Source organism: Bathymodiolus heckerae thiotrophic gill symbiont (assembly GCF_900180345.1).
Taxonomy (GTDB): Bacteria; Pseudomonadota; Gammaproteobacteria; order PS1; family Pseudothioglobaceae; genus Thiodubiliella.
On sequence record NZ_FXLV01000048.1, the window covers coordinates 1 to 11,643 of the forward strand.

The following is an 11,643-nucleotide window of genomic DNA, read 5'->3' on the forward strand; positions in this document are numbered from 1 at the left end:
CATTCGTTATATCGTAGAACGCACTTTTGGCTTGCTAAAACTTCATCACGGTTTAGGCAAGGCAAGATACCTTGGACTAGAGAGAAACAAAACCAGAGTACAACTGATTGCCATGAGTCATAACCTTAAAACTGGCATGAATATTTTTAAAGAAATGCAGCGATTAAAAAGCCTAAGGGATTATTACATCCAGTGAGTAAAAAAGGCTAAAAAGAGAGAAATAAGGCTAAAAAAATCAGACAAACAAGGTGTTTTTTAGATTTTTATGGAAAAATACGGAAATTTTGAGCTATTTTTTTTTGAAAAATTGCAAGGGTTGAAAATAGGATGGGGAATTATGAATTATGCAAAGGTCTCAACTTATTTTAATTATGAATGGCGAGATGAGTAAAGAAGACTTGATGCTGGCTCTGGGGTTAAAAGATACTAAAAATTTTCGTCAAAAATATTTATTGCCTGCCATTTCTGAAAATTTAGTGGTAATGACCCAGCCAAATAGTCCAAATAGCCCGACGCAAAAATATCGCTTAAAACATTAACTTTATAGAAAAAATTATGAAAAAACAAAACAAAAAACAATTAGGTGAAGCCAACGAATTGCGTGGCACGATGGATGCGAATGATCTTCGTGATTATATGTTGTCTTTTTTATTCTTACGATATTTGTCTGGTAATGATGAAAAGGCTAACAAAAAAGAATTAGACAATGATTGTCCAAAAATAAAAGCACAAGATAATCGCACGCCTTTGTCGGTTTGGTATAAAAATAATGCACAAAAGGCCTTGGTGTCAATATGAAAACAATCATCAAAATATTATATTTATTATGCCTACCTAGTTTATTGTTGGCAGCGGATAAGCCTGATTTATTTTTACTTAAAACTTATGATGAAACGAAATCTGTGGTGGGTTGGGTGATGAGTGAGAAATTAGATGGGATTCGGGGGTTTTGGGATGGTAAACAATTGCTCACTCGAGGCGGGAAAAAAATTATGACACCTGATTGGTTTATTGAGAATTATCCACCGTTTGCGATTGATGGGGAATTGTGGACGAAGCGGGCAGATTTTGAAGGAATTAGCAGTATTGTGAGACGTAAAAATCCTGATGAGCGGTGGCGAAAAATTACCCATCAGATTTTTGAAGTGCCAAATCAGCAGGGTGGATTGTTGGATAGATTGGCGGTTTTGCGTGATTATTTAAAGATGCGAGTGGGTAGTCCAATTAAAATTATCAAGCAATATCCGATTAATCAGCGGCACCAAGTCAAGCGATTTTTGCAAAATATCGTGCGTAAAGGTGGCGAGGGTGTGGTGGTTAGAAATCCAAATACAGCATATCAAACTGGGCGATTAAGTTCGGCATTAAAGGTAAAACAATACTTGGATACGGAGTGTGTAATAGAGAAGATTTTGCCTGGTAAAGGAAAATATACGGGAAAAATGGGGGCGTTATTGTGCAAAACTAAAAAGGGAGTGTTGGTAAAAATTGGCTCTGGATTTAAAGATATTCAGCGTGAAAATCCACCGCCTATTGGCACTACGATTACTTTTAAATATTTTGGCTTGACGAAAAAGGGTAAACCAAAATATCCTGTATTTTTGCGTATTAGGAGACCTTTGCATAAATATGAATAATCATCAAAAATCCACTTTTCACCCGCTTGGCGATTTTTTAAACCCAGCCTTAGCCCTGCTAGGACAAGGTTTAATAAAATCACCAATCTGGCAAAAATTGAATTTTGCTAATCATCCCTATTTATGCAAAGGTCTCATTAGATTAGCGCGGTAAGTCCTTAAAAATATATTAAAATTACCTTTATTCTTAATAAAAGAAAACCAATATGACTAATATACAACAGGCAAGACAAAATGCCATTGATTCACAAATTCGCCCTTGGGGTGGTTTGAACTATATTGCCAATAATGCACTAAAAAATATCCCTAGAGAGGATTTTGTGCCTGAGGCGTATAAAAATTTAGCCTTTGCGGATATTGAAATTCCACTAAGTAGCAAAGCAAAGATGTTTAGCCCTAAAATTGAGGGGCGATTGCTTGATGCACTTAATATTCAGCAGAATGAAGCGGTTTTAGAGGTAGGTACTGGCAGTGGCTACTTAACGGCTGTGGTGTCAAAACTTTGTAAATCCATTACCAGTATTGAGATTGACGAGGAACTCAGCACTGGCGCACAAGAAAAACTCAAGGCGTTAAACATCAACAATGCACAGCTTCAAGTAGGAGATGCTTCTCAAGGCTGGCAGTCGAACGATTTTTTTGATGCGGTGATTGTGGCCAGTGCCGTGCCTAAAATTACAGGGCGTTATTTTCACCTACTGAATGTAGGGGGTCGTATTTTCGTGGTGGAAGGCACGGGCAATGCAATGAGTGCAAAACTCATCACCCGCATTAGCGAACACGAATGGGACACAAAAACACTGTTTGAAACACACTTAAATACAATGCAGGGACTGGAAACAGTGGCAAGTTTTGAATTCTAATCGTGAAACATTTTTATAATTCTGTTTTAAACAAATCTGGTAATAGCATTGTGCTGTTGCTGCTTATCGTTGGTTTTTTTATTGCACAAATCCCTAATTTTCAACTGGATGCTTCGTCAGATTCATTGGTTTTAGAGGGTGATAGTAATCTGCGTTATTACCAAAGTATTAAGAAAAATTACGGCTCTGATGATTATTTAGTTATTAGTTATCAGGTTAAAGACAAGTTGCTCGCACCAGCACAACTCCGCCATTTGGCGAATTTTAGACAAGACTTACAAGCCATCAGCCAAGTTAAATCAGTAACCACGATTTTGGATGTGCCTTTGTTCCAATCGCCGCCGCTGGCACTTACCGACTTGGCCTCTGAAGATATTTCTATCGATAACGGCAATGCCGACCTCGCACTTGCTATTAAGGAATTTAAAACATCGCCATTGTATGCTGATAATTTAGTCAGCAAGGACGGCAAAACCAGCGCAATCCTCGTGGTGTTGAAAGACAATAAAAAATTTGAAAAACGCCGTCAAATGCGTGATGCAATGCGACTTGAAAGAGCGGATGATACGCTTTCTAAAGAAGCACTAGCCAAACTTATATCCATCGAAAAACAAGTATTAAAAGACGCAACAATGCAGAGTAAATTGCAGGACAAAACCATTGCACAAATTCGTACAACGATTGAAAAATATCATGATAAAGCCAGTCTATTTTTAGGTGGGCTGCCCATGATTACCACCGATATTATTGGCTATATTAGCAGTGATTTAATCGTCTTTAGTTTGGCAGTAATTGGGCTAATGACACTAATTTTGGCAATTATTTTTAAAGGCATTCGCTGGGTGTTAATGCCAATCGGAATCAGTATTACGGGTGCACTGATGATGACAGGTGTGTTGGGATTTTTAGGCTGGAAAGTTACTGTTATTTCAAGTAATTTCTTTTCACTATTGCTAGTAATGACGCTCTCAGTAACGATTCATTTGGTGGTGCGTTATCGAGAATTGGCACAAAATACCCCCGACCTAGAGTATCGAACACTGATTCAAAACACATTGGAGCAAATGCTCAAGCCTTGTTTGTTTACCACGCTTACCACCATTGTTGCTTTTGGATCGTTGTTGATTAGTGGCATCAGACCGGTGATTGACTTTGGCTGGATGATGTCAATTGGGGTAATGATTGCGCTGGCACTGTCATTTGTTGCCTTCCCAATTATCATGAGTTTTTTACCAAAACCAAAAGTTCGACAATTCAATACCGAGTTAGGTATTACTTATGGTTTAGCAAAATTTACTGAGAAGTTTGGCAATCATTTGTTGGTAATTTTGGTATTGTTTATCGGTGTTTCGGCGATGGGCATTAATAAACTTAGTGTGGAAAATCGCTTTATTGACTATTTCAAAGAAAACACCGAAATTAACCAAGGTTTGACCCTGATTGACAAAAAACTTGGTGGCACAATTCCGCTAGAAATTGTATTTGATGAGTTGGCTGAGGATTACTGGTATGACGAGGATTTACGCACCGATATACACAAAATTCATCAGTATTTAGACAGCTTGGATGAGACGGGAAAAGTGCTTTCAGTTGACACGCTGATGCAAATATTGACGCAAGCAAATGACAACAAAGCACCGAATGGTTTCTTCTTAAATGTTATTAAAAGTCAGATTCCAGATAGTGCCAAAATGCATGTGCTAGATCCTTATATGTCAGAAGACAGTGGGCAATTGCGGATGGTTATTCGCATTCGTGAAACCAACAAAGCCCTTAAACGAGCGGCATTGATTGAGAAAATTGAAACCTATATTGGCAAGGATATTGGTTTTAGAGAGGGCAGTTTTCACACCACGGGAATGTTGGTACTGTATAACAATATGTTGCAGAGTTTATTCGCCTCTCAAATTAAAACCATTACAGTGGTATTTGCAATGATTTTTGTGATGTTTTTGTTTATTTTTAAATCTCTTAGTTTGTCAATTTTGGCGCTTATCCCTAATACCCTACCATCGATTTTTATTCTCGGCATTATGGGACTGATGAATATTCCGCTAGACTTGATGACCATCACCATCTCAGCCATTGCGATTGGTATCGGTGTTGATAACGCCATTCATTATATCCATCGTTTTAAAGCCGAGTTTCAAAAAGATGGGGATTATTTAGCCACTATGTATCGTTCGCACAACTCGATTGGCTTGGCAATGTTTTATACCTCTATTACCGTTACTTTAGGCTTCTTAATTTTAGCGTTATCTAATTTTATCCCAAGTATCTATTTTGGCATATTTACTGCCATTGCTATGATTAGCGCATTGTTAGCTAATCTAACTTTACTGCCAAAATTGATTTTAATGGTTAAGCCAAAAATTTAAACACAGCACTGCCACTGAATTAACCTATGCCTACACAACAACACTTTGATGTTTTAATTATCGGCACAGGCAGTGCGGGGTTGATGAGTGCCTTGCAGCTTTCTGAGGACTTGTCTGTTGCGCTAATTGCCAAAGACAAACTCTTAGAAGGCAGTTCCTATTACGCACAAGGTGGGGTTTCGGCAGTGCTGAATACACAGGACAACTTTCAATCACACATCGACGATACGCTATCAACAGGTAACAATCTGGGCAATGAAAAAGCCATTCGTTTTATGATTGAACAAGCCCCTGCTGCCATTCAATCTTTAGAAAAATTAGGGGTGTCGTTCACCCAAGAACAAGGGCAATATCATCTCACTACTGAGGGTGGACACAGTAATCGGCGTGTGGCCCATGTGGCAGATAAAACAGGGAAATCTATCCAAACCAACTTATTGCAAAGCGTGAAAGCAAAGAAAAATATTCACTTATTTGAAAACTTTATTGCCATTGATTTACTAATGAAAAGCAAGCAATGCTTTGGTGCGTATATTCTGAATAAATCTAACAACGAAGTGGAAAGTTTTATTGCCCATAAAACCATTCTTGCCACAGGCGGTGCTTCTAAAGTTTACCTTTATACTTCTAATCCAGACACTTCGACAGGTGATGGCATTGCTATGGCGTATCGTGCGCATTGTAATATTGTTAATATGGAATTTACCCAATTTCACCCGACTTGCCTATATCACCCGCACGCAAAATCATTTTTAATCTCTGAGGCATTGCGTGGCGAAGGCGCTAAACTCGTGTTGCCAAATGGTGATGCCTTTATGCACAAATACGATGAGCGCCTTGAGCTCGCCCCTAGGGATATTGTTGCTAGGGCGATTGACTCAGAAATGAAGGCAAATGGGTTTGATTGCGTATATTTAGATATATCTTTTAAAGATAAGGATTGGATAACATCACATTTCCCGACCATTGACAAAAAATGCACCTCTTTTGGCATTGATATTGCCGAGCAAGCCATCCCAGTTGTGCCTGCTGCACACTACACTTGCGGGGGCGTTCAAGTCGATATTAATGCACACAGTACTATAGAGAATTTATACGCCATTGGCGAAGTAGCACACGCAGGCGTACATGGTGCAAACCGTATGGCGAGTAATTCATTATTAGAGTGTATTGTGTTTGCCAAGGCCTGTGCTAACCATATCAATCAATCAATATTTAAGCACCCACATTCAAATTTTGATGACTGGGATGCTTCCAGAGCCAGCCCCTCTCAAGAAAAAGTGATGGTAACGCATTTGTGGGATGAAGTCAGGCGCATTATGTGGAATTTTGTCGGCATTGTGCGTAGTAACAAACGCCTACATGCTGCACAAATGCGCCTTAGTCAGATTCAAAATGAAGTGAATGAATATTATCACCTCTACCTGATATCAAGCGATTTAGTCGAACTCAGAAATCTTATTACCACAGCACAAATTATCGTTAAATCGGCAATTTCAAGAACGGAAAGCCGAGGGTTACATTACAATGAAGACTGTCCAAACACCTCTGCCAATATTCAAAATACGATTATAAAATTATGATACTACCAATTTTAAAATTCCCAGATGAACGCTTACGCACCAAGGCTAGCGAGGTAAAAATGGTAAATAATGAGATTAAAACAATGGTAAAAAATATGTTTGAAACCATGTACGCCTCAGATGGGATTGGCTTGGCAGCCACGCAAATTGATCAGCACTTACGAGTGATGGTGATGGATGTTCCAGATTCAGGAGAAGATTATCAGTTGTTGCTAAAAAATCGTGAAAACAAACACAACAAGCCGCTTGCTAAAAAGCATCCACTGTGTTTTATCAACCCAACAATTACCCAAAAAGACGGCAAAGAAATGCACACTGAGGGCTGTCTGTCAGTGCCAGGTTATTATGCAGAAGTTGAGCGTTTTAATCATATTGTGATTGAGGCATTGGATCAAAATGGCAAGGCATTCACGCTAGAGGCACGCAATTTGCTTGCAGTTTGTATTCAACACGAATTAGACCATTTACAAGGCATTTTATTCGTAGATTATTTGTCTAAATTCAAGCAAAAACGCCTGTTAGAAAAAGTCAAAAAAACCGACAAAAGGTAATCTATGGCAATTCAAATTGGACCTTATGCACTCACCTCTCAAGTATTGCTTGCGCCGATGGCAGGCACAAGCGACAGGCCCTTTAGAATGCTTTGCAAAGCACAAGGTGCAGCGCTCACCACCTCTGAAATGGTCGTGATACAAACGCATTTATTAAAAACCAACAAATCCAAATACCGCCTAGATTTCAAAGGAGAATCAGCACCGATTAGCATTCAAATCGCAGGCTCTGGAGCAGATGAATTAGCCATTTCTGCTCAAAAAGCAGTAGAATTTGGTGCAGATATTATTGATATTAATATGGGCTGCCCTGCCAAAAAAGTATGCAACAAAGCCGCAGGATCGGCACTAATGCAAGACGAGATTTTAGTCAAAGACATTCTCAATACTGTGGTAAATAGCGTTGATGTGCCTGTTACACTAAAAATGCGCACAGGCTGGAATCGTGCCAATAAAAATGCGCCTATCATCGCTCAAATTGCCCAAGATGCAGGCATTCAAATGCTCAGTGTGCACGGCAGAACCAAAGCAGACAAATATAATGGCGAAGCAGAATATGCCACCATCGCCGAGGTGGTTACACAAGTAAGCATTCCCGTGATTGCCAATGGCGATATTACCAGTGCTGAAAAAGCCAAACGAGTGCTAAGTGATACGGGGGTAAGCGGCATTATGCTCGGCAGAGCCACGCAAGGCAACCCTTGGATTATTGCTGAGATTGACCACTACCTCAAAACTAACGAATACGCCAAAACACCCTCGTTTGAACTCAAAAAACAAACTGCACTCAATCATATCCAACAAATTCACGAATTTTATGGCGAAGGGCTAGGTGTGCGTATCGCCAGAAAACACATTCTTTGGTATCTGCAACATTTTGAAAATAAACCTCAAACTTGTTGGACAAAAATTAGTAAAATCAATACTTCTGAACAACAATATCAACAATTTAAGAATTGCCTCAATGAACTCGACTGATTTACCCACATGTATTAACACCAAACTCAAGCGCTACTTTAAGCAATTAAATGGAGAACAGGTTTCTGGTGTGCGTAAAATGGTAATGCAAGAAAGCGAATCTATCACTATTAAATTTGTCTTGGATATGGTTGAACAAAACCAAAGCGAAGCTGCTAGAATTCTGGGAATGAACCGTGGTACTTTAAAGAAAAAAATTGCACTTTATAAACTTTGAAAAAAATACGCTTTTAGACTGGATACACCATGAGGCCTTTGCATAAATATAGGTGATTAGCAGAATTCAATTTTTACCAAATTGGTATTTTTTTAAACTCTGCCCTAGCAAGGCTAAGGCTGGGTTTAAAAAAATTACCAAGTTGGTAAAAAGTGGATTTTTAATGATTATTCATATTTATACAAAGGTCTCACCATGTTATAAATGAGATAATATTACTTGTGGCAATATTACTTGCATTAATTTGTATGCTTACAGTATAATTAACACCATTTTTAATAGCTTTTAATTAAAGACATAACTATGCAGATAAATAGAAAAAAAACTGTTGATGAAATGATTAAGCGTTTTAACGAAAATCAAAAATCAAATAAAAATAGTGCAGTTTCAAAAAAAAATCATAGATCAATTTTTATAGACTTCTATTTTAAAAATTTTCGTAAAAACAACCAACAGAATTAATTGTTTTGCAATTCTTTTTAGAAAAAACAGAGTTCCAATCTCTTTGTCGCGACTCTTTTGATTTTCTATCACAATATGATTACATTAATCAAGATTGTTATAAAGACTACGAATATGCCTTAAGCTGTTCATTAGATGATATTACAGAGTATCGAAAAAAGTATGAAATTCTTATTACTGATATTGATCAAATAAAAATTTTAGCGTTTTCCATTCCTCATTTAATTAGCAATATTTCTGATTTCCAAGTGAAGAATTATCTTTTTGGTATTTTTTCTTTGCTTAACAAAGCACATATATATAATAAAAATTTTGACATTAAAAAATTAGAAGAGTCAATTAATGTTTGTTGTAATTTAATTAACGATAAGCAAATAATTTCTGTATATGCCTATATTAAAGGATTTCAAGAAAGTATGGAAAGTGTCGTATCCAGTACACCTTTTCTTTACTGGCATGAAAAGAAAAAATTAGAAAAAATAACACATGCATTAATTAGTGTTTCAGATAAAACGGGGATTGTAGACTTTGCCAAAAGATTAGAAAATAGTGGTATAAAAATTCTTTCAACAGGTGGTACAGCCAAATACTTAAATAAAAATGGGATAAATGTAATTGATATTGAACAATATACTAACTTTCCTGAAATGATGAATGGTAGAATTAAAACTATCAATCCTAAGGTACACGGCGGAATTTTAGCTAGAAGGGAACAAGATTTTAAAGTAATGCAGGAATACAATATTCCTCCTATTGATATAGTTGTCGTTAATCTTTACCCCTTCCAGGCAACCATTGCCAATCCTGATTGCACACTAGAAGATGCAATTGAAAATATTGATATTGGTGGTCCAGCAATGTTAAGAGCAGCGGCAAAAAATCATCAATATGTTACTGTAATGATTGACAGTGCAGACTACCAAACAGTGATGAATGAAATTAACAAAAGTGGTAATACAACGCTAGAAACTCGCACTAAATTAGCACTCAAAACCTTTGAACATACTGCTGCCTATGATGGCGCTATTGCCAATTATCTAGGTAAAGAGGAAGACGGGTTTTCTAGCACCATGAATTTACAATTTAACAAAGTTCAATCAATGCGTTATGGGGAAAATCCACATCAACATGCAGCATTTTATGCTGAAAGTGGCATTACTGAGGCTTGCGTAGCATCCTCAACCCAGTGCCAAGGTAAGGCAATGTCTTATAACAATATGGCGGATGCAGATGCCGCCCTAGAATGTGTGCGTAGTTTTGATGCGCCGTGTTGCGTGATTGTAAAGCACGCTAACCCCTGTGGCGTTGCTGTGCGTGCTGACATTTTTACGGCTTATGACGACGCTTTTAAAACTGACCCAACCTCAGCATTTGGTGGCATTATTGCTTTTAATCGTAACTTAGATAGAAATACTGCGCAAAGTATTATTGAGCGCCAATTTGTTGAAGTCATCATTGCCCCTAATGTAGATGAGGATGCTAAAGTAATCTTATCAACCAAACAAAATGTGCGTGTCCTAGAATGCGGTGATTTAAGCACAGCACAACCCTCTTTAGACTACAAGCGAGTTACAGGCGGCTTGTTGGTGCAGGATAAAGATTTGGGTGTTATCACTGAAAATAACATTAAATGCGTTAGTGATTTAGCCCCAACTGCCGAGCAAATTAAAGATTTATTATTCGCCTGGAAAGTCGCCAAAACCGTCAAATCCAACGCCATTGTCTACGCTAAAAACCAAATGACCATTGGCGTAGGTGCAGGACAAATGTCTCGGGTTTACTCTGCCAAAATTGCAGGCATCAAAGCTGCCGATGAAAACTTAGTAGTCGAAAACTCAGTGATGGCATCAGATGCCTTTTTCCCGTTCAGAGACGGCATTGACGCTGCCGCTAAAGCCGGTATTAAAGCCATTATCCAACCGGGTGGCTCAATGCGTGATAACGAGGTAATTTCAGCAGCAAACGAGCATGGCATTGCCATGGTATTTACAGACATGCGCCACTTCAAGCATTAATTCAGTTGATTATTTATTATGCTCGTTTTCTTTGTTGTGTCATACTCTCAATATATAAATACTTTTATCAAAACTTAATACAGATTAAAAATACCACATCACTACAGACTTTATCGTTATGAGTATCGAAAAAATTACCGCCTTTCCAGAAATCACTGTCGTTATCATTGAAGACGATGCCGTTGTTTCTGTTACCCAAGAATATTATGATATTGACAAGGTAAAAACGCACATACAAGGGTGCATTAAAACGGTCAGAAAATATGACAAAATGGGTTATTATAATTTGGCAAAACCTGAGTTCGTAAATGAAGTTATCACCACTTTTACCAACTTAGAACTCAGCAAAAAAGATGTTATTCGCGTTAATAATTTTATGGATATTCAGGGCTTCCAAGAGTGCAATCGTGTGTGGCAACTACCCGATGAAATGAAAGTGCAAGTCTCACAAATGCTGCACGGCTTCTACATTACTTATGACACTGAAAACTGGGAAGACTTTAGTATTGAACCGATTAAAAGCTGATAGTCTGAAGTTGCTTTATACTCAATAACCTCAAAAAAAAATAGGCATTTTATAGCTAAGATTAAAAAGAGAAAAAGATGGATTGCAGCACTGATGTCTTTAAATACACCCGGATTTGGACATCTCTATATAGATGATCTCAAAAAATCCTTTCTAATTCCAACTATACCTATCAGTGCCTTACTTTTATTAGGATGGTTTAACTTACTATCTATATTTTACGGATTTATAACAGGATTAATAATAATAGTAAGTGTGTCAATTTTCGCAATTGTTGATTCTGTAAAAATAGCAAGACATAGAAAAACATTGTAATGATCTAACTTTCTTAGACACAAAGATAGCCTTATAATACAAAAAATAAGGAGGTCAAAATGACGCAAATAATAAAAACCAGAAAAGAGAGAATAAATCTAACAATTGAGCAAAAATT

Annotated in this window: 13 protein-coding genes; all 13 read left to right on the forward strand. The window is 37.6% G+C overall.

Going from position 1 to position 11,643, the window contains the following annotated elements; all coding sequences use genetic code 11:
• Window positions 1-196, forward strand: a 196-nt coding sequence (locus tag CRYPD_RS06200; RefSeq protein ID WP_171004370.1) for a transposase, incomplete at its 5' end; no start/stop codon positions are given.
• 148 nt (window positions 197-344) lie between these two features.
• Complete coding sequence (locus CRYPD_RS06205; protein ID WP_138146733.1) at window positions 345-539, forward strand: Fic family protein; 195 nt, start codon at window positions 345-347, stop codon at window positions 537-539.
• Window positions 540-555: 16 nt separating this feature from the next.
• Window positions 556-798 carry a type I restriction-modification system subunit M N-terminal domain-containing protein gene (locus CRYPD_RS06210; protein ID WP_138146734.1) on the forward strand — a complete coding sequence of 81 codons (243 nt, stop codon included), beginning with the start codon at window positions 556-558 and terminating at the stop codon, window positions 796-798.
• Complete coding sequence (locus tag CRYPD_RS06215) at window positions 795-1,637, forward strand: DNA ligase (RefSeq protein WP_138146735.1); 843 nt, start codon at window positions 795-797, stop codon at window positions 1,635-1,637. Before CRYPD_RS06210 ends, CRYPD_RS06215 begins: the two co-directional genes overlap by 4 nt.
• Window positions 1,630-1,791: a hypothetical protein gene (locus CRYPD_RS08115; RefSeq protein WP_171004371.1), complete on the forward strand. Its 162-nt coding sequence runs from the start codon at window positions 1,630-1,632 to the stop codon at window positions 1,789-1,791. Before CRYPD_RS06215 ends, CRYPD_RS08115 begins: the two co-directional genes overlap by 8 nt.
• A gap of 52 nt (window positions 1,792-1,843) precedes the next feature.
• Window positions 1,844-2,500, forward strand: a complete 657-nt coding sequence (locus CRYPD_RS06220; protein WP_138146736.1) for a protein-L-isoaspartate O-methyltransferase family protein — start codon at window positions 1,844-1,846, stop codon at window positions 2,498-2,500.
• Between the two features lie 2 nt (window positions 2,501-2,502).
• Window positions 2,503-4,878, forward strand: a complete 2,376-nt coding sequence (locus tag CRYPD_RS06225; RefSeq protein ID WP_244610267.1) for an efflux RND transporter permease subunit — start codon at window positions 2,503-2,505, stop codon at window positions 4,876-4,878.
• A 26-nt stretch (window positions 4,879-4,904) separates the two neighbouring features.
• Entirely contained in the window at window positions 4,905-6,461 is a 1,557-nt protein-coding gene (gene nadB / locus CRYPD_RS06230) for an L-aspartate oxidase (RefSeq protein ID WP_138146738.1), read from the forward strand.
• Window positions 6,455-7,012, forward strand: coding sequence for a peptide deformylase (def, locus tag CRYPD_RS06235; RefSeq protein WP_138146739.1), 558 nt, complete (start codon window positions 6,455-6,457; stop codon window positions 7,010-7,012). The genes nadB and def overlap by 7 nt, the downstream gene beginning before the upstream one ends.
• Window positions 7,013-7,015: 3 nt before the next feature.
• Window positions 7,016-7,990 (forward strand): tRNA dihydrouridine synthase DusB, encoded by a 975-nt coding sequence (gene dusB / locus CRYPD_RS06240; RefSeq protein WP_138146740.1) that lies wholly within the window; start codon window positions 7,016-7,018, stop codon window positions 7,988-7,990.
• Window positions 7,977-8,207 (forward strand): helix-turn-helix domain-containing protein, encoded by a 231-nt coding sequence (locus CRYPD_RS06245; protein ID WP_138146741.1) that lies wholly within the window; start codon window positions 7,977-7,979, stop codon window positions 8,205-8,207. Before dusB ends, CRYPD_RS06245 begins: the two co-directional genes overlap by 14 nt.
• A gap of 878 nt (window positions 8,208-9,085) precedes the next feature.
• Window positions 9,086-10,684 carry a bifunctional phosphoribosylaminoimidazolecarboxamide formyltransferase/IMP cyclohydrolase gene (purH, locus tag CRYPD_RS06250; protein WP_138146743.1) on the forward strand — a complete coding sequence of 533 codons (1,599 nt, stop codon included), beginning with the start codon at window positions 9,086-9,088 and terminating at the stop codon, window positions 10,682-10,684.
• A 118-nt stretch (window positions 10,685-10,802) separates the two neighbouring features.
• The gene (locus tag CRYPD_RS06255; RefSeq protein ID WP_138146742.1) at window positions 10,803-11,210 is read left to right on the forward strand and encodes a hypothetical protein; all 408 of its coding nucleotides are present in this window, start codon (window positions 10,803-10,805) and stop codon (window positions 11,208-11,210) included.
• Window positions 11,211-11,643 lie beyond the last annotated feature (433 nt).